The 18,265-nt window shown below is 43.0% G+C and carries 15 protein-coding genes and 1 tRNA gene; 2 read left to right on the forward strand and 14 right to left on the reverse strand.

The features are described from left to right. Window positions 1-22: 22 nt before the first annotated feature. From tamL to EL210_RS10165, 5 genes are all read right to left on the reverse strand, one after another. Complete coding sequence (gene tamL / locus EL210_RS10145) at window positions 23-2,320, reverse strand: translocation and assembly module lipoprotein TamL (protein ID WP_458693808.1); 2,298 nt, start codon at window positions 2,318-2,320, stop codon at window positions 23-25. Then, window positions 2,307-6,941: a translocation/assembly module TamB domain-containing protein gene (locus EL210_RS10150; RefSeq protein WP_018921098.1), complete on the reverse strand. Its 4,635-nt coding sequence runs from the start codon at window positions 6,939-6,941 to the stop codon at window positions 2,307-2,309. The genes tamL and EL210_RS10150 overlap by 14 nt, the downstream gene beginning before the upstream one ends. Window positions 6,942-7,250: 309 nt before the next feature. Then, a complete protein-coding gene (locus EL210_RS10155) occupies window positions 7,251-7,916 on the reverse strand; it encodes an RluA family pseudouridine synthase (RefSeq protein WP_018921099.1) in 666 nt (221 codons plus the stop codon). A 50-nt stretch (window positions 7,917-7,966) separates the two neighbouring features. Continuing rightward, window positions 7,967-8,719 carry a 3-oxoacyl-[acyl-carrier-protein] reductase gene (fabG, locus tag EL210_RS10160; protein WP_004375707.1) on the reverse strand — a complete coding sequence of 251 codons (753 nt, stop codon included), beginning with the start codon at window positions 8,717-8,719 and terminating at the stop codon, window positions 7,967-7,969. A 39-nt stretch (window positions 8,720-8,758) separates the two neighbouring features. Next, window positions 8,759-9,352, reverse strand: a complete 594-nt coding sequence (locus EL210_RS10165; RefSeq protein WP_004375706.1) for a TetR/AcrR family transcriptional regulator — start codon at window positions 9,350-9,352, stop codon at window positions 8,759-8,761. Between the two features lie 223 nt (window positions 9,353-9,575). Here EL210_RS10165 and EL210_RS10170 point away from each other — a divergent pair. Continuing rightward, window positions 9,576-9,648, forward strand: a tRNA-Met gene (locus EL210_RS10170). Window positions 9,649-9,760: 112 nt separating this feature from the next. Here the strand turns inward: EL210_RS10170 and EL210_RS10175 are convergent. The 4 genes from EL210_RS10175 to EL210_RS10190 form a co-directional block, all read right to left on the reverse strand. Next, window positions 9,761-10,438 (reverse strand): GDSL-type esterase/lipase family protein, encoded by a 678-nt coding sequence (locus EL210_RS10175; RefSeq protein WP_018921101.1) that lies wholly within the window; start codon window positions 10,436-10,438, stop codon window positions 9,761-9,763. A 15-nt stretch (window positions 10,439-10,453) separates the two neighbouring features. Continuing rightward, window positions 10,454-11,458 (reverse strand): M48 family metallopeptidase, encoded by a 1,005-nt coding sequence (locus EL210_RS10180; RefSeq protein ID WP_025879767.1) that lies wholly within the window; start codon window positions 11,456-11,458, stop codon window positions 10,454-10,456. A 5-nt stretch (window positions 11,459-11,463) separates the two neighbouring features. After that, entirely contained in the window at window positions 11,464-12,024 is a 561-nt protein-coding gene (locus EL210_RS10185) for a LemA family protein (RefSeq protein WP_018921103.1), read from the reverse strand. Window positions 12,025-12,169: 145 nt separating this feature from the next. After that, entirely contained in the window at window positions 12,170-12,604 is a 435-nt protein-coding gene (locus EL210_RS10190) for a transglycosylase SLT domain-containing protein (RefSeq protein ID WP_018921104.1), read from the reverse strand. A gap of 586 nt (window positions 12,605-13,190) precedes the next feature. Between EL210_RS10190 and EL210_RS10195 the strand changes: the two genes are divergently transcribed. Continuing rightward, the gene (locus EL210_RS10195) at window positions 13,191-13,823 is read left to right on the forward strand and encodes a Type 1 glutamine amidotransferase-like domain-containing protein (RefSeq protein ID WP_126370229.1); all 633 of its coding nucleotides are present in this window, start codon (window positions 13,191-13,193) and stop codon (window positions 13,821-13,823) included. A gap of 332 nt (window positions 13,824-14,155) precedes the next feature. On the opposite strand, the gene EL210_RS10205 is transcribed toward EL210_RS10195, so the two are convergent. The 5 genes from EL210_RS10205 to EL210_RS13845 form a co-directional block, all read right to left on the reverse strand. Beyond that, window positions 14,156-15,220: a relaxase/mobilization nuclease domain-containing protein gene (locus tag EL210_RS10205; RefSeq protein WP_025879768.1), complete on the reverse strand. Its 1,065-nt coding sequence runs from the start codon at window positions 15,218-15,220 to the stop codon at window positions 14,156-14,158. Next, window positions 15,210-15,635, reverse strand: coding sequence for a plasmid mobilization protein (locus EL210_RS10210; RefSeq protein ID WP_018921107.1), 426 nt, complete (start codon window positions 15,633-15,635; stop codon window positions 15,210-15,212). The genes EL210_RS10205 and EL210_RS10210 overlap by 11 nt, the downstream gene beginning before the upstream one ends. A gap of 358 nt (window positions 15,636-15,993) precedes the next feature. Next, the gene (locus tag EL210_RS10215) at window positions 15,994-16,383 is read right to left on the reverse strand and encodes a DUF3408 domain-containing protein (RefSeq protein WP_018921108.1); all 390 of its coding nucleotides are present in this window, start codon (window positions 16,381-16,383) and stop codon (window positions 15,994-15,996) included. 460 nt (window positions 16,384-16,843) lie between these two features. Next, window positions 16,844-17,050: a hypothetical protein gene (locus EL210_RS13840; protein WP_232000338.1), complete on the reverse strand. Its 207-nt coding sequence runs from the start codon at window positions 17,048-17,050 to the stop codon at window positions 16,844-16,846. Between the two features lie 580 nt (window positions 17,051-17,630). Continuing rightward, window positions 17,631-18,068, reverse strand: a complete 438-nt coding sequence (locus tag EL210_RS13845; protein ID WP_018921110.1) for a hypothetical protein — start codon at window positions 18,066-18,068, stop codon at window positions 17,631-17,633. Window positions 18,069-18,265 lie beyond the last annotated feature (197 nt).

Here is an 18,265-nt window from a genome sequence, read left to right on the forward strand (position 1 = left end):
TTTTATTCTGTCAACGCACCAATCAGAAGGGCATTCCAATGGCAAAATGCAGACTATGACTATCTCCGAAATTGGGCAGATTGTAGAAACCAGATTTGTAAGGAAGATGCAAACCAACTCCCCAATCCACACGGATGACAAAGAAATCAAGGTCGTAGCGCAGACCTACTCCTGTGCCGACAGCCATCTGCTGCAGCATATTCTTCAATTTCAACTGACCGTTTGGGTGGTCTGACCGATTGTGAAGTGTCCACACATTTCCGGCATCAAGGAAAACTGCACCATAGAGATTACCAAACAACCGAGGCCTATATTCGAGGTTGGCAAGGAACTTCATATCACCCGTTTGGTCGAGATATGATGTTGTTGCAGCGGTTGGATAATAGGCGCCAGGCCCCACACTGCGTATTGTAAAAGCACGAATACTGTTGGCACCTCCCACGTAGAACTGCTCACTCCAGGGTGCAACCGTAGAGTTTCCATAAGCCCAAATAGCACCAATCCCAATGTGACCAACAAGCTGCGACTTACGTCCCACCTCCCAGGTCTTGCGAAATTCAGTCTCAATCTTGAAATACTGAGCATATGGGTTCTTGAACATTTTCTTGTCGTTCTCGCTCCATTTCTGACCAGCAACGACGTAACCGATCGACAGGATATTAGCAGCCTCGCTCACAGTGGTCTGCCACCAAATGGGATTACGATAGTTTTTAGGACTTGTATAGATATAGCTGTAGCGCATCTTAGGAATGAACTGGTCTCTCATTGACACCTGCAGATAAGGTGTGCTGGCTAAAAGCGCATCGAATTTTGCTGAATGTGACGACATGTATTCATACTCCAACGTGAGTGGAGCAAACTGATGCATGGACGTTTCTGATGTCTGGAATGTATAAGAAAGCTCTCCCGAAACGATGTGACGTTTAAAGTATCCGGCGCGATTGATAACGCTTGTAGAGGCTTTGAGCAATGTTGTCGGTGTGGAATGGAAATGCCGATGCTTCAAGAAAGGCATCAACAAGACAGGAAACTCCAAAGAGGCATCCCCTCCGTATTCGTAAGAATGAATGTTATCGGCCTTACCACTTGCCGTGTGTCCGGTCTGCCATTCATAGGAACCTTTCAGGTTGATATCGAGTTTCTCGCCACCTTTGAAGGCATTACGCTTGGTGAAACCCACGACAAGTCCAGGCCCCATGCGTCCGCTGGTGCGCCCAGTGTAGTTGGTTTCAACGTAAAAATCGTAGGGTTTATCAAACAGACAGTTCAGTTTAAGATCAAGCGTATCACAGGTTTCAGACGAGTCACGCGGCGTAAACTGAAAGTCAACCATGCTGAAAAGACCGTTTCCTGAAATCTTATTTGCCGACTCAATATACTTGTCATAACTGAAAAGCTCATTAGGTCTGAGTTTCAAATCACGCAGGATTACACCTGGTCGTACCGGAGAACGCCTGCCATTGAAATGTACCGTGAGCCGATGCAGTTGGATAGAGTTCTCCAATGAGTCGAAGAACTGCTTGCGCAACTGCATGTCTATATTACCAATATACCACTTACGGAGGGCACGTGAGGGAACAGAGTCAGCCAACTGAAATTTCAGTTGCACCTTTTCGGGCACGAGAAGTGTATCGGCAAGATAAGAAGCATAGTCCGGTTGATAATAATAATAGCCATTGTTACGAAAGAGATTACCCACGCGTTTGCGCTCCGCATCCAGCATAGAGACATCGAAAGCATCACCACGTTTGACTTTGGCTTCGTTCATATGGGCCTGCAACAAGCTATCAGCTGCAGGGGAAAAATTCACATAAGAGATGCTGTCGAGGGTGAACAGTGGTCCCATATCAACGGTGTATCCAATCTTTGCTTTCTTGGGATTGCGTTGCGTAATGACTTCAAAACTAACGTTACCACGGAAATATCCATGCGTTTTCAATACCGATTGGGCCACTGATGCACGTAACTCCGGATTTACCCAACTCATCAAAACAGGAGCTTTTCCAAATGATTTAGCAATCCATTTTCCTATCGGCCCTGTAGATTCTGAAAAGGCATTCCACACCCAAAGACCATAAGGAAACGGTGTACGATAGTAAGAACTGCCAAACAAGGCCCCGTTAGGTGCGCAGGCCAAGGCTGCCTCCATTTCATCACGAGTGGTATAGAAATGGTCATTACGGTCATAATTCTGATAGTTAATCTTCGTCAGACCGACATATAACTGATCACCATCGGGCACCTTCTTCGTGGTAGAACAGGCTGCAAGCAACATTGCAACCACGACAAAGAATATATAAAATCGGCTATTTCTTTTCATCACTTCCATTCTTGTTTGTAGGGGTTGCTGACTCTTTCTGAGGCATTGCAGGCATTTCATTCTTGGCTTCCTTAAACTTGAATAGGTCGCGGAAATGCTGCAACTTACGCCGCCAGATAAAACCAGCACCATATTGTCCCATGTCACCTTCAAGCCAGTCATAGCTGTCGCGGTCATAGAAAAGGCGCAGATATTTCGTAGAAGCCTCGTTCAGACGATACTCAAAGGAGATGTTACTGAAGAAAGATTCATTCTGAGTAGCTACATCTTGGCCGGTAGAAAGCTTGCCACCAATGATTACCCGCAAGCGATTGTTCCAGAAACGCTTAGCAAACTTAAACGAATAGTCTGTGCGTTGGTTGCCGTTTCCATCCGTTGTGTTGTCTACTCCAAAGCTTAAGTCGAGCGTACGGAGGGCATTTCCCGCTATTCCATTAATCTGACTCTGCAGGAAAGCACTTAGAGCCGAGTTCATAGAAAAGGCACTTGTGTTGCCATCGGCAAGATACATGCCCGTTGTCAACATTGTAACGGCGACCTTTCCACGTGCTTCCTTGCCCATCGTACTAAGCTGGTTCTGAACTTCTACATCTTCAGGAGCATCGATGATAAACTCAAGTCCCATATCGTTGAGTGTCTTACTGATTTTCACACCGCAATCAAACTCTACGCTTCGGCCTGTTCCACCATTGGCAGAAACAGTGGCTTTGTTCTTCTCGGTAGCAGTAATACTGAGCCTTGGGTTCATCGGATCGCCGTTGAACTCTATGTAACTACCATCTTGAATGGTAAACGTCTTCAGTGGAATTACCGGCAATGAATATTTCATTTCGCCGTTGTTGAGCGTATAACGACCTGTCAAACGCAGATTATCCACCGTGTTATATTGCATACGCAAATCGCCTCCACCCATGAGATCGACATAGTTGGATTTATCACTATTCAATGCACAAAGGATATGGGCACTGTTGCTGATGCTCAAAGCGAGATCCATATTGAAACCGCTCAAAGGTGGACGTACAACCACCTGCGTCTTTTCATCCTTGAAATCCGTGAATTTCACGAGTTCATCCAACTGATTATCTGTCGTAAGAGGTGAGTCGCGAAGAATATAGGTCATATCGGTAGAGCCCAAAACATCAAGCTTTCCACGCATCGAAAGATTGTCAACAGGCCCGTTCATCAGCCCAAAGAAGTTAACATAAGCCTGACCGAAAGCTTCGGAACGCGCACTCTCCTTGGCATCAATAATCATGAAGTTACGAGCCTGCATACGCACATTCATGCGCATTCTGTCAAGGTTTGAGAAGTCAAATGAGCCCGACATAATCAGTGGACTGTTGTTGTGAGCATACATCTGGAAGTTCTCGAAAAGCAACTTACTGTCTGTTATTGTCACGGGGTCATTGTCGAAACGCATCTCAACCCCATAGGGCACACTGACTAAATAGGCCGAATCGAGATAAACCTCACCATTGACATTAGGTTTGTTCAGAGCGCCTTTCACCGACAAACTGCCATCTGCGGTTCCCTTGAAGCCGACAATCTGTCGTGGAATAAAACCATTGACAATATCCAACGGCAACCGTTCAAGTTTCAACTCTGCATCAAGATAACCATGACCTCCCGGCCGATAGCTACCATTGACAAGGGCTATCTCACGTCCGTTCTGCGTCAATATGCCATCAACAACGTGTGACCCGTCACGCTTCGGCATATAGACAAATTCTGTTCCGATATTTCCCATCGGGCATTTCTCATAGACGAGGTTACTCATGGTCATATCAGAAGATACCGAAAGATTGTCTTTTGTCTGTATCAAATGGTAGTCGCCATCCAATATTCCCGATACATCAGGCATATAAGGAACCACAGAGAGAATGTCATGAAGCTGGAACTGATGGAGCGAAACTGTTACATCCTGCAAGGCTGCAAGGTTTTCATCGTTGGTATAAACCTTCAATCCCATGCCATCAGCAGACTTCAATTCAAGATTGGCAGACACTCTTCGGTCGTCACCCAAGAACACATAGTTGCTGTCATTGACGGCAAACGACTTGTAACCCAAAACAGGATGCGAGTCGGCCACACTGAAACGAATGCCCCGATGCTCCATTGCTGCAAGCAAGGCAAGGTCTACTCCAAGTTTATTGTCAGCATCATAGAGCTTTGCCCGCAAATAGGAACCATGCTCATTCAACCGCCCGTCAGCAACAGCATGGAACACATACTGCGGATTTTTCTTGTTATTGACAACCTGAGTCTGATAGACAAACTCGTCATGATCAGAGCGAATATGGAACCTGACGGTATCCAACAGCACACTGTCTACAACGAGTGAATCAATCTGGATATCGCCATTCAGTCCTGTCATGCGTGAAGACAGCATGTTGATGTTGGCCCGAGCCAACTGATAGCCATAGTAATTGAGCGCATGAACAAAGAAGTTATCTTTGCCGCTACGCAGGAAAAGGCGGGCATTGGGCAAGCGCTTGCGCAGCATCACCTGATTGATTGTGCGGTTCTTCAGCTGACTCTGCAATTCCTTTACAAAGCCTTGACTCTCTGCAAGCAGGCGCTCATAGCCACCATGTCCGTCAAGTTTGAGCTGGAAATCACCACAGTTGACCACCGCATGTGTGGAATCTGTGCGTGTAAGAACGTCAAACGTCATATCACCGGGATGATACAACCTGCTCGCATCACGGATAGCAATGTCACCAATATGCCCCTGCACTTTATGAAACTTCTTGAAATCAGACTCAACATCAAGGTATGCGCAAAGTGAAGTCGCTAAAGTTGTATCTGCAAAGTGCAGTTTATGAAGGTCAGCATGGGTCAGATTGCAGACCACAGTACCTTTCAAGTTACGACGATTCAACAAAGCACCCAACTGAATATCACCTTTCAGCAAAGGGTTCCCGCTATGGATAACGGCATTAGCCACTCCACGCGACACCGTAGCTTCGGCCGTAATATGGTCAAGTGGATACTGAGCATATCGGAATTTCTGTATGTGGGCCTTGGCTACAAGATGAGTGCGGGGTGACTTAAAATCTGTTCCTGCCCCACGAACATCAATGCTTCCCGTGAAAGGATGCAAGCCCATGCGAGGCAGGAAATGCTGAAAGGAGAAACGGTTGGCCTGGAGTTTCGCCTGATAAGCCATGCGATCAGCATCAAAACTACCTTCTGCCTTGACACTCCCCTGCCCTTGCCGAGCCACCAAATGCCCTTCATAGCGCTGCGAAGAGAACTTCACACGACCATCAATACTGATATTATCTGGAATATGAAGTGTCTGTTGCAAGCTTCTGTCGAGCATGGTAGTGACCATATTCAACCGCCCTGTGCGTGCATGGAGAGTCATCTCACCTCGCAAACGCTTGGGGTCTGTAAGATGAGAAAGCGTTCCATTCCCCCGTAACTGCAAAACAGTGGGCAACGAAATGGACAAATCCGTGAAGCGAAGCTGCTGCAGATTACCGTGCAACACGCCGCTGACTGCCAACCTTCGATTGGGCCATTGCCTGCGCAAGTTACTTGGCAAATCGGTCATGAACGGCATTAAATCGGCCTTTCCAAAAGCTCCATTCATGCGAATGTGAAACTTTCCGGGAGGCTCATCAAAGGCATTGAGGTCAAGATTTACCTGTGCATGCAACTCAGAATGAGGTGTTTGGAAATAGAGATTGGGCAGTTTGAGCCGCACAGAATCCAAAGAAAGCGGGCCTTGCAAAGCGCTTACAGCGAGTCCGCTCTGCTCCTTGAAAGCACACTTTCGCAGATTGAGCGAAAGCTCCGGAGCCAAATAGCGCAACGAGTCTATACCGATCGCCATATCAGTCAGCGCAATATGGTTATAGTCAAGCCCCTTTACGCGCGCCTTAAAATTGTTGTCATAGCAGAGACGACCACCTGTCCAATCGAACTTCTCTACTTGATAAAGTCCTTTGAACAAGTCGAAAAAGCCACGTTCTGCTATGGTTTCGCCTAAGTAGGCCTGTACCTTCAGCGTGTCACCAGGCATGTGAACCGTCACATCCGTATGGCTCACATGCAGTTTATCCACATGAATTTTCCAGAAGTTTTCAGTCTTTGCAGTATCCTTGGGCACGGTGTCACTGAGGGCAACATCAACCATGGCATCCTTCAAATTGGCAGCATCTACTTTTAAAGTTTCAGCTCCTAAGTCAATACCATGCGCTTTCAGTTCGAGCATCCCCACACAACCTTTAACCCGCGCTTCATGTATGAAATTGGCCGTATTGACTTTCATGTCGTGAACAGCCAGCTCATCTATCTCCACCTGCTTATGCAGAAGAGGCCACAAACGCACATCGGCAACAATCTTACGGACATCAGCAATCGTGTCTTTCACCTGCGGAAGAGAGTCGTTGGGCTGTATGGCTTTCACGCCTTCAATGCCTAAATCCAAAGGAAATTCAAGCTTCACATGTGCCACAGAAATCTCCATTCCCATCTTGTCTGAGGCATAAGCCGCCACTTGTCTTACTGCCCAATTCTGAAATGGAGGGAAGTAAAACAATAAAGCCAAAAGGCCAAAGAGTATGAATGGAAAGGCCACAACAGCTATGGCCCACTTGATTTTCTTCGTCATATACGCAGTTCCTCGCGCATTTTCTGTGGAATGAACATGACGCGAAAATAAAACAAAAAAACGAATTATGCAAATATAGAAGATAAAAAGTCAAGATATAGGCATGAACCCCTGCACAAATCAGTGGCAATCTGCATCAAATCACTATGTAATCTGCGTCACATTGCGTTGCAATTCAAGTCAGATTAGTGTGTAATTCAAGTCAGATTGCAGCACAACTCAAGTCAAATTACAACGCATGATGACTGACATTACAAGCCGTGCACCAAGGAATGCAGAAACAAGCCCAATATATTCATCTTCTGCGCTCTATCCCCACACCTGCCACAACTTGTCTTCGGGCAGGGGCGAATCAAGCGAAATGAGTTGCTTAGACACAGGATGCACAAACTCAACATGATGAGCCAGCAAGCAAATACTGCCGTCGGGATTGCTGCGCTGAGCGCCATATTTCAGGTCACCCTTTATCGGACAGCCCATATGGGCAAGCTGACAGCGTATCTGGTGGTGGCGTCCGGTCATGAGATTTACTTCCAACAGACAGTAATGATCAGATTGACCGATGAGCCGGTACTTCAATATGGCTTTCTTGGAATGGGGCACTTCGTGGTCGTAAGCATAGCTCTTGTTCTGCTTTTCATTTCTTACAAGCCAGTCGGTCAATGTACCTTCGGGCTGTGGCGGGAGGTTCTTTGTGATTGCCCAATAGGTCTTATGCACTTCGCCATCACGAAACATTTTGTTCAATCTTGTCAGTGCTTTCGAGGTTTTGGCAAACACAACAAGTCCTGTCACGGGTCGGTCAAGCCGATGAACCACACCGAGAAACACATTTCCCGGCTTCTGATACTTCTCCTTGAGATAGCATTTGACATCTTCAGACAGTGGCACATCGCCGGTTTTGTCGCCCTGCACAATCTCACCACTATGCTTATAGACAATGATTAAATGATTATCTTCGTAAACGATTTCCATAAGAACGAAAAAAAAGCCCCTCCTTTCGGAGGGGTTATAAAAACCTGTAATTACATGTTCATACCACCATCAACCTGGACAACCTGACCGGAAACATAGCTTGAAAGGTCGGAAGCCAAGTAAAGAGCTGTATTGGCAATATCATCAACCGTACCGCCACGACGAAGTGGTATCTTGCTGATCCACTCCTTGCGGATATTCTCCGGCAAGGCCTGGGTCATGGCTGTATCAATGAAACCAGGGGCAATGGCGTTGGCACGAATACCCTTTGGACCCATTTCCTGACCGATGCTCTTGGCAAGAGCAATCATACCAGCCTTAGAAGCAGCATAGTTGGCCTGACCAGCATTGCCATGAACACCAACGACAGAAGCCATATTGATGATAGAACCACCGCGCTGACGCATCATCACGGGCACACAGGCATGGATGAAGTTGAATGCACTCTTCAAGTTAACGGCAATGACTGCATCCCACTGCTGCTCGGTCATGCGAAGTATCAGACCATCCTTTGTGATACCGGCATTGTTGACAAGGATATCCACTGAACCAAACTCTTCCTTTACTTGCTTTACAACTTCTTCTGATTGTGCAAAGTCAGCAGCATTGCTGGCATATCCCTTAGCCTTCACTCCAAGAGCAGCAATCTCTCGTTCGGTAGCCAAACCACCGTGCTCCTCATCAATGAAAAGGTCTGTAAAAGCGATGTTTGCCCCTTCAGCAGCAAACTTCAATGCGATAGCCTTACCGATACCGCGTGCAGCACCTGTGACAAGGGCTGTCTTACCTGTTAATAATCCCATTTTCTTACTATTTAGAATGTATATATGATTAAATGTTTTCTATTTACCAATTGACTTTCCCAAAGCACCATAAACAACCTTTGCAACAAGCGGCTTGCTGGTTTCTTCGGTCAATCCGTGCCCGAGTCGGCCATAAATGAACGGCACCTCAAGGCCTTTGATGCAATAGTGGGTGATGTCGGCCACAAGATCTACATCGTCAATATCAAACTCTCCATCGGCTTTCCCCTCGGCATACACCTTGCGGAACAGTTCGATTTCGTCTTCATCAAAGTTCTTTCTCACCTTCTCTACCATCCATATATTGCGGAAGAACTCGGCTCTTAGATTGCCATTTCTAACCACTGTCTCGCGTATCATGCTGAGATGAGTATAAATAAGCTCGATGATTTTGTCTTGTGGACGCATCTTCATGCAAGCCACCTCATCCAACCGATCCGACAAACGCTCTAACTCTGACTCGATAACTGCAGAATAGACGTCTTCTTTCCTGTTGAAATAGGTGTATAATGTGCGACGTCCTTTGCCCGAAGCGATTGCAATATCGTTCATCGTTGTGTTTGCAATGCCATTCTTGGCAAATAGCTGTCGCGCAACATCTACTAATTTTTGTCTGGTCTTGGATATTGACATGCTAAATCTTTTCAGGTTTTTATATTGCACATTAAGATAACATGCGCAAAAGTAAAATATTAATTTCAGATATCCAAACACGTAACATAAAAAAACAATTAAAAAGAAAAATAATCGTGGAAAGATTTGGCAGTTACAAGATTTAGTATTACCTTTGCACTCGCAATCAAGGAAAGGATAACAAAAAATCATCCCTATAACTTGATATTTTAATGGTTAATATCGCGGAGTGGAGCAGTTGGTAGCTCGCCAGGCTCATAACCTGGAGGTCGCATGTTCGAGTCCTGCCTCCGCAACTAAGTAACGTCTGAAGTAGTTTATAAAGCTTTTCAGACGTTTTTTTATTTTCAATAGACAAGGGATAACAAAGATAACAGCATTTAATATCAAAGTTACATAAAGAGAGCTTTAGTTCTTATTCAATACCTTTTTAATTCTAAAAGCCCACAACTTATAGCCCAAGGAGGTAAGGTGGAGACCGTCAGACGTGAGCGGACGACGCATTTCATTGGTGCCATGATAAATGAAATCCTTGAACAGATTGATATACGCGATATGGTTACGCTCGCAATAATGTCGCAGCTTAACATTCAGAACAGGCACAATATCGGTTTTTCCTTCTAATGTTTTCCAACGTCCGAACGATTCGTTGATAGGCAAGACGCTTTGCACATAGAGTTTGGTGTCGGCAGCTTGTGCCCAAATTCTATCAATCAGTCGCTGATATTTCTCAAATATCTGCTCTGCAGTCTGGTCTTGGCTGATGTCATTTATACCTATCATCAACAAGATAGCTTTCGGCTTCTTGGAAAGAATGGCGTCTAAACGGTTCAATACACCATCAACATTATCACCGGCAATACCACGATTGCGCACATGCTTGAAGCCAAGTCGCTTGCTCCAGTCACCTCCAAACTCTGTCAAGCTATTGCCTAACATAACAATGTCAGTAGCGTCAATGCTACGCATTTTTGCAAACTCAGCCATGCGCTCACGATAATGTTCGGTATTCCAGACAGCAGTCTGCTGCCCAAAACTCGACAGAGAGCAACTCATCATAATAGCAAGAGTCATCAATTTAATCATCGAAAATCTCATATATCAGAATTGTTCAAGAATGGCAATGCGCTTTTCGGTATCCGGATGTGTACTGAAAAGTGAATCCATAAAACTCATCAGTCCCTGCTTCATCTCATCAGGCTGAATGATAAACAGCTGTGCAACATCGGCACGTTTCACGTTATCAAGACCTGGATTATGAGAAATCTTGCGTAAAGCAGATGCCAAAGCAAGTGGATTTCCGCAAAGTTCTGCACCGCCTGCATCTGCCATGTATTCACGTTTACGCGAAATAGCAAAGCGTGTAAGCAATGTAAAAATATAGGCAACAGCACAGCAAACAACACCTATCAGGAGAATAACCAACAGAGACAGCCCGCCACCTTCTTTGCTGTTACTGCGTCTGCGACCACCTCCATACCACAATGTTTCATACATCATGCGCACAACAACAGACATAATCGTGGAAATTATGCCCACGAAGATAATGCTTGTAATAAGAAGTTTGGTGTCGTGATTACGGATATGCGTCAGCTCATGCCCCAGAACGCCCGCAAGTTCATCATCGTCAAGGAGCTCCATTAAACCGGTTGTAACCGTAACCGTATAGCTCTTGGCATTGATACCACTTGCAAAAGCATTGAGCTGAGGATCATCGACGACATTAATTTTCGGCATATCCATGTTGCAGGTCATGCAGAGATTTTCTACAATATTATATAGGCGAGGATTTTCCTTGCGTGTCACCGGCCGTGCTCCCGTAGCCTGCTGCACCATGGCCACATTACCAAAATAGGCTATAACAAACCATATGAGAACACCGGCAACAACCCATGGAATGGCTGTAACAAAATAGTAGTTGACCGTAGAGATATCAAGTTGATAAACCATCTCACCATACTCATCGGTATAGCCGTTACCAAAATAATTCAAAGCTGCAAGGAAACCCCATACCATCCCCAGGATTATGGTTGGAAACATCAGCAGCAACAGGATACTAAGTGTGTTGTTGCGCCGGATTTGGGTTTGCATTCCTACATACCTCATCTGTCTCAGAACTTCACTTCGGGTGCTTTATTAAACTCTGTACGCTGCTCGGTTGGAATTTCAAACATGGCCTCTTTCTTGAAGCCAAACATGCCGGCAAAGAGATTGGAAGGGAATGTTTGAACGGCATTATTCAACTCGCGCGTCGTAGAATTAAAGAAACGACGTACGGCAGCCAGTTTGTTTTCGATGTCAGAAAGTTCATTCTGCAACTGAAGGAAATTCTGATTGGCTTTCAACTCGGGATAAGCCTCCAGAGAAACTTTAAGTCCAGACAAAGCACTTGTCAAGGCATTCTCGGCACTAATCTTATCGTCAATGCTTGATGCACTCATCGCAGCTGAACGAGCTTCCGTCACACGCATGAACACTTCCTTCTCATGATCGGCATACCCCTTAACAGTTGCAACCAATTGAGGAACCAGATCATGGCGCTGTTTCAATTGAACATCAATATTTGCAAACGCATTTTCACGATTGTTTCTTAACTTCACAAGATTGTTATAGATAGATACGCCCCAAATAACAAGTAGCACAACGACTACCAAGATAATAATTCCAGTCATACTCAAAAATGATTTAATTCTGTTTTGACTACAAAAATAAATGAAAAGATGCGGATAAAAAACTATATTAAGATTAATTAGCAAGAAAGCAATAAAAGGAAAAGCCTGATTGACATATTGCAATCAGGCTCTATAGAAATAAAACTTATTTCAAGATGTTCATAACCTTTTCGAAATATCGTTGCGTTCTCTTCACACTGAAATGAATACCACCATTCCACGAGCGAATTGCCGTTTCAATATCATTAAGAGGGTTGTGATGTGATTGGATAAGCAAAAACATTTCCTTCGACTTGGCAATGCTAAAACGATCAGACAACTTAAATCTCTTCGTACTTTTTCTTTTCTTAAGAATCTGATTACATTCTGCTACCAAAACCGGAGTAATCTGCATTGCACCTACAGAAGAGCCGCTCTTAGCCCGACTATTTCCTTTACTTTCAACTTGTATGATTGCCTCCATCACTGGATTCCAATCAATTTCATTCGCATTTTCCTTTTGTTCCGCTCCACAGCAGTACATGGGAATAAACATCAATACACTAAATATTAACAATACAATCTTGCTTTCTCTATTCATACTTATTATTTTATGGAACCTGAGTAAAAGAAAAAGAGAAATACTCGCGATTATAGTTTATATGAGAAAGAATTAAACCAATAATCTCAACTCCGTTAGATACTAAGTATAGCACAATAAAAGATGTACTATCCTATTTATTTATCGCTGCAAAGGTACAACATTTTAGGCAAATGAGCAAACAAAAGCAGGCTTAAAACGTTAAAATAGCCAAAACACAAAAAGTTAATTCATTGATAATCATGATTTTACTTTCTAATTATTTTTCCCTATATGAGGTTAACAGCATCTACTAACTAACAAAAAGCTTCTCGCTTCCTATAGATGAGAAGATAACAAAATAATGTATGTTCTCTTCTTTGCTAACCTAATACAAATCCCAACTATTATCATGTTATCATTTTAAAAAATAATATAACAACAAATAGGAAAATTATTCATATCTTTGTAATGTCTAATTTGAAAGAGAATGAAACTTTGGTTAAGAACAATTCTATGGATAGTGCTTTCGTTTATCTTTGTTCAAACAGTTTACTCCAAGCGGAACGAAAAGGTACAACCATATTCATCAAAACAAAACAGAACAATGAAGAAAATCTTTTTATGCTCATCTTTTGCTGATGTAGCTTCAATTTTATCAGAAACAGTTTCCTCTTCATTAAAAGGAAAAACCGTAGCATTTATCCCTACAGCGAGTATTCATGAAGAATATACCCAATATGTAGAAGACGGGAAGAGTGAACTCCGCACACTCGGTCTCACCATAAAGGAAGTAGAAATTACCCAATTCGATAAAAATCAAATTACAAGAATATTGAATGATTGTGACTGTATATACGTCTCAGGCGGAAACACATTCTTCCTTATGCAAGAATTAAGAAAAACAGGAACAGATAAGTTGATTAAAGAACAAGTGGAAATGGGCAAACTTTACATTGGAGAATCCGCTGGTACAATAATTCTCGCACCTAACATAGAATATGCAAAGAAAATGGATGATTATCTTACACTAACACCCAACTTCAATGATTTCGCAGGACTTGGCATCATAGATTTCTATCCAGTTGTGCATTTCAACTGTTTTCCTTTTGAGGAAGCAACACGAAACATCATCAACGAATATGGCCACTTACCATTAAAACCGATTACAAATCAACAGGCCATTGTCATCACTGGAGATGCTGTTTTAATATTGGGCAAGACAAGTAAAACTGAATAACTTATAATGTACAAACCCGCACAAAGGTTACCCTATTCTAATAACATACATGGTATTTCATACAGAGGGGTAACCTAATAATTGATTTCACACGCTAAGATATTTATTAAAGTGTATCTAATTGAAAATAAAGAAGTTACCTTATTGATGCAACTAAACTGGTAACGATTTAGAAACGAGCGAGCTACTTGGCTCCGCTGTTTTCTGCCTAACAAAGAACGCTTGTTATTCTGTTTGCAAAGATAATACTTTGCTGGCGAATAACAAGCGTTTTTAATGAGATATTCTTCTTTCTGCATTTTTGTAATGCTGATTTTGTCGCTGTAATGGGATTATAATCCTCTTCCTCGCTTCTTCTTCTTTCTGTTGGCTTGGTTTCTGAGTTTGCGCTGCCATGCAGTTTCGGCATAGTCATCGCCCTGTACAGTTGGTGTAATCAAATCGCCCAACCCTTCCACCACATCATCGGCTGCACTAACGATGGTGTCTGCCACTGCACCAATGGAGTTCTGTGCTCGTGGAGTGTCATTGTCTCGTGAAATTGAGGAACGGCTTGGAGGTACGAGTTGATAACCAGTATCAGGTTGTTCTTTCCTTTCTGTCGGCTCTTGTACTGTTTGATGTGGTTTCCTTGATTCTTCCTTGTTGGTTACTTCAAAGTTCTTCTGCAGGGAACGGTAGCCGAACTCCCTGCCTATCTCGGAAGCCTTGAACGTATGTTCCCCGTATGAGAACTTTAAGCCATAAACCTTGCCCTGTTTATTTTTCATGCGTTCTATGGATACCCCTTGAATTTTCAATTCGTAGAGGAACATAGAATGTCCTGTGATACCTGTTCCTTTGTACTTGTCAAGCTGTGAATAACAGATTTGTTGCACCTCTTTCTTGGTTTGCTCTCTCGTTGGGTTAGATTTTTCCTTTTGGTATTTCCTTTCCGCCTTGACATCCTTTGCGATAGTCAAGTTTTTCTCTCTGCTTATTTCCTCCGCCACTTTTGCTGCCCTATTGCTTGCAAAAGTGGTATCATAGACCTCTCCGTAAAGGCTGATACGGTTGGCAATGATGTGAATGTGTCTATTATCGGTGTCCTTGTGCGTTACCGCTACCCATTGGTGGTTGTCAAGTCCCATTCGCTTGGCAAACAGATGGGCTATTCCCATAAGCTCGGATATAGGTAGTCTTTTCTCGTCCTTCGGTGCGATACCGATTTCAATGCGGAGGAACTTATTTCTGCACAGTGTGTTGTAATCGCTGACCATCTTCATTTCTTCGTAGATAGCCTTCGGTCCCCTGCTGCAAAGATTATGGAAAGCAAGCCGACTACCGAGTTTGCCTTCCCTAAATATATAGTCCAAAGCCGTGCTACCATGCGCTATTGCCTTGCATTTACCTATCATCTCTCTTCATATTTAAGACCTTATATATCTCATCGTTCACACGAAAATGGGGGTCGTAAAACCGCTTAAATGCCTCTTTGGCACATAGGGAAAGGTTCTTTGTGATATGTAGCCAATCCTCGTCCTTGACCTTGATGAGGTTGGAAACCTGCCCATAGAATCTTCCTGTATGCTGAAGTACACAAATGGCTTCCCTCTCATTTTCGGTCATCTTAGGAACGGCTGTTACTTCTCCATTAAGTAATATCTCACGGCAGTAGTCGGAGAACTTACGCCCCACACTTTCCGCCCTTGATTTGATACGCTGCTTTTCTTCTGAGGTGCATCTTACCTTGATGAACTCTGTCTTGTTCATCTTCTGCTCTTCTTTATTCTGTTGCTGCCATTGGGCAGTCTTTCTATTATATCTGTTCATATAAGCTTCTTTGAAAGTTAATCATTATAGATGATTCATTGTCTCTTAATTCTTGAATGCTGACCGATGAGAACGGAGTGATTACGGTCTTATCTCCCCGATAGTCTGACGAGGGAGCAAGCGCAGTTTGTGGGTACAAACTGACGTCTTGCAATGCTACCGAACAAATTATATACGCTTAAAACGTTTTATAGCCTAAAAACGAATGCCGTGCATTCTATGACTAACTGCATTCGTGGTATTCTCACAGAGAACTAAACCGAAGAAGAAAAGGTAGACCCTTTTAGCAAAAAAGGTAGACCTATTTGCTCGAAAAGGTAGACCTTTTTCCAGAAAACCGTCTACCTTTTCTTACGGCTTACAGTCTTCTCCATTTCTCTATGTCTTCACCATATTCCTCCAGATGCTGACGAACGATGTTCTCAACGAAGCTTGAAAGGTTGCTGCCCCTGTCGCCTAATCTACGCACAATAAAGTCGGCACGCTCCTGTGTCTCCCTACTCAGATAGACTGCCTTACGGTTGTTTAACTTGGCCGGCACAAGATAGGCTTGCTTGTAGGCTTCGAGAGTTTTCTTTCTCATCTTGGCACTGATGCGTTTCTGGACGGTTACGTTCTCAGCATTCCGTGCAGGCTCGGAGTGCATGGTATTCTCTGTGTCCTGCTTGTTTGTTGGTCTTTCTCTTTCAGGAACCGCAGTCGCTTCTTGTGAAGTAGATTCGTCCTCTGCTAATAGGGAGAAAACCATCGTTTATTATTCTCCCTTTTTGCTTAACATACCCCATATCTTGAAGGTCGAAAACCAGTATGGCGTAGTCTGGGTGTTCGCTTATCCATCGCTTTAAACGCTGGTATTGAAAGAAAATAGGCAAATGCCAGAGATAGAACAACTAATATGTAGATGAAATCGCCCTTCTGAGAGAAGATAACTCTGGGCTTTGAATCATCGGAAGAAGGACTGTTAGAGTTCCGAATTTCGGTATTGTTAGAAGACACTTCCCACTCAATAGTTTTGTAACAGAACACACAGATACTGATAAAAAGAAGGGTACCGCTAAGTGTTACAAATTTAACGCTCCGTCCTAATAGGTTGTTCCATCGATCGAGAATGGGGGCGGTCCATTTAAAATATAGCAAAATAGCCACCAAAAAGGATAGTAACCACAAACTTAAAATCCCAAAAAAATCAATGATCATAACCTATTTTTTTAACTTGTTTCTTTACTTTCGTTATCTCTATCGGTAACTGACGAAGTATCATGAATGTTAAACTTGTCTTCCATAGCATCTTCTTCTACAATGTATTGATGCCCTGCCAACAAATCAAGGTCCATTTCTTGGTCGAACAAACGCCAATAACTGCCTTTTCCATGAAGTTCTCCCAACCAGAATTGGTACTTATGTTTGCCTGGCAACACCAAGTATTTATAATAAGACAAGATGTATCTTCCGCCACAAGATTCCTTATTATCTATGCTGAGTATAAATATTTGGCGAGGCGGCATCTCGGGTATCACCTTGAAAATAAGTATTGAATAGTGTGGGTGTCTACTTATCCACCATATTAAACGTAGGTGTCGGATAAGCGGAATTATAGAAATAACAACTATTAAAACTAACATTAAGAAGTAATCTGCCTCGAAAATGGGCTTCGACTGTGGGTTGGTAAGACAGGAAAAAAAGTGGGATATTGATTTGAATTCTATGTTATTCTTCGCTTGATATTTCTCTATATATACGTAAGAATGTGCTATAAAGCTTAAAAAAGATACTGCAAGAGCCGAAAGAACTACAAAACGACTTTGCTTTATAGGGTTGTTCCAACGCACATGAGACGGGTTTACCAGGTAAGAAACAGCTAAATAGCTAATTACCCACCACAAAAATAAACAGAAATAGAGTGTACTTGTGTCCATATTTATAAGGTAATATTACTTTATTCTTAACGATATTATTTTGCCAAAACAACGAGTAGAACACCCCGAATGGTAACATTCAAACTCTCTGTTTATGGTTTTCATTCTCCATTTTACGCATATTAGGAGCAAAACAGCTTAAAGATATGTTCAAAGAAGGCAACGAAGGGTGTTCTTGTACGACGTATAAACCACCCGATTTTAGTTCTATCTCTACATCATAGTCGAACATTTTCTGCGAGCTATACCCTCGAGGCACTGATGTTCGCTCCCAAACCACAAAGTTAATTTTATGCTTTCCTGGTGGCACCAAGCATTTACCCGAAACAGAAAATATATTCATTTGCTTTCCAACCAATAATATCATATCATCGAACAGCTGCGGACGTTCTACACAAGACTTAAATGCTACTTTATAACTAATTTTTAGCGTAGCCGTGTCTGTTTGCCCACAAATAGAGCTTAGTTTAAACACGGCAGCTAAAAATATGAGTATTATTTTGTATCTATATTTCATAGGTGTTTTATTGCATAACGTAATTGTGCACTATATGACTGCAAAAATACATAATTTATTCCAACCCCCACAAATTCCAGATTAAAATAATATGTTTAAAGGACAACTATATTGTAGCCTGTAGTTCTATGGTAGTAATAGTAAGGACTTCCAACTAACTACAATATAAACCTTTCTTTTTCAATACATTATCCCTT

Origin of the sequence: Segatella oris (assembly GCF_900637655.1) — a bacterium.
Lineage (GTDB): Bacteria > Bacteroidota > Bacteroidia > Bacteroidales > Bacteroidaceae > Prevotella > Prevotella oris.

Bases quoted from the DNA above. Each gene is read 5' to 3' on its own strand.
- EL210_RS10155 (WP_018921099.1), bottom strand. From the start codon at position 7,916: ATGGAAATCGTTTACGAAGATAATCATTTAATCATTGTCTATAAGCAT.
- EL210_RS10205 (WP_025879768.1), bottom strand. From the start codon at position 15,220: ATGATAGGTAAATGCAAGGCAATAGCGCATGGTAGCACGGCTTTGGAC.
- EL210_RS10190 (WP_018921104.1), bottom strand. From the start codon at position 12,604: ATGAATAGAGAAAGCAAGATTGTATTGTTAATATTTAGTGTATTGATG.
- EL210_RS10175 (WP_018921101.1), bottom strand. From the start codon at position 10,438: ATGATTAAATTGATGACTCTTGCTATTATGATGAGTTGCTCTCTGTCG.
- EL210_RS13845 (WP_018921110.1), bottom strand. From the start codon at position 18,068: ATGAAATATAGATACAAAATAATACTCATATTTTTAGCTGCCGTGTTT.
- fabG (WP_004375707.1), bottom strand. From the start codon at position 8,719: ATGGGATTATTAACAGGTAAGACAGCCCTTGTCACAGGTGCTGCACGC.
- EL210_RS10185 (WP_018921103.1), bottom strand. From the start codon at position 12,024: ATGACTGGAATTATTATCTTGGTAGTCGTTGTGCTACTTGTTATTTGG.
- EL210_RS10150 (WP_018921098.1), bottom strand. From the start codon at position 6,941: ATGACGAAGAAAATCAAGTGGGCCATAGCTGTTGTGGCCTTTCCATTC.
- EL210_RS10210 (WP_018921107.1), bottom strand. From the start codon at position 15,635: ATGAACAGATATAATAGAAAGACTGCCCAATGGCAGCAACAGAATAAA.
- EL210_RS10180 (WP_025879767.1), bottom strand. From the start codon at position 11,458: ATGAGGTATGTAGGAATGCAAACCCAAATCCGGCGCAACAACACACTT.
- EL210_RS10215 (WP_018921108.1), bottom strand. From the start codon at position 16,383: ATGGTTTTCTCCCTATTAGCAGAGGACGAATCTACTTCACAAGAAGCG.
- tamL (WP_458693808.1), bottom strand. From the start codon at position 2,320: ATGAAAAGAAATAGCCGATTTTATATATTCTTTGTCGTGGTTGCAATG.
- EL210_RS10195 (WP_126370229.1), top strand. From the start codon at position 13,191: ATGAAGAAAATCTTTTTATGCTCATCTTTTGCTGATGTAGCTTCAATT.
- EL210_RS10165 (WP_004375706.1), bottom strand. From the start codon at position 9,352: ATGTCAATATCCAAGACCAGACAAAAATTAGTAGATGTTGCGCGACAG.